The following is a 426-nucleotide window of genomic DNA, read 5'->3' as shown; positions in this document are numbered from 1 at the left end:
CCAGGCCGTTGGGGCAACGGGCTTTATTCGGAGTGGCTCGCAGGAGCCGCAGACGCAATTTTTCAAGGACGGGGGTGAAGGGCGGTATGCCTGACGCCCACTCGCCTGCCGCGCACGAACAGGCAGTCGCCTCACTGGCCGAGGCGATTGCCGTCGCATGGCCATCTGCGACCAAGGTCGATAGCGTGTGGCTACGCGAACGCTTTCCTCTCCGGAAGCTGGTGTCGGGTTGGATTTTGCCACCGGCGCTGACCGGTTTGCAGGAGGACTTGGTCGTAGGAGTTGACGCGCAGTATCCGCACAGTCTGCCGCGGTTCGGCCTGGTACGGAAGCCCGCATCCTGTGAGATGCCGCACGTTGAGTTCGACGGCATTTTTTGCCTAGTCGCCGGAATCAACTCACCGGCCGTTCCTTTGGCATTTGGGC

The 426-nt window shown here is 62.2% G+C and carries 1 protein-coding gene; it reads left to right on the top strand.

Annotated elements, in window-relative coordinates; all coding sequences use genetic code 11:
• Window positions 1-86: 86 nt before the first annotated feature.
• On the top strand, window positions 87-426 hold a 340-nt coding region (locus RVY79_RS17540; protein WP_317465772.1), incomplete at its 3' end, for a hypothetical protein.

Source organism: Chromohalobacter sp. HP20-39, assembly GCF_033052815.1.
Taxonomy (GTDB): Bacteria; Pseudomonadota; Gammaproteobacteria; order Pseudomonadales; family Halomonadaceae; genus Chromohalobacter.
The sequence above is the reverse complement of the archived record's forward strand: the minus strand, read 5'-3'. Positions and strand labels throughout refer to the sequence as shown.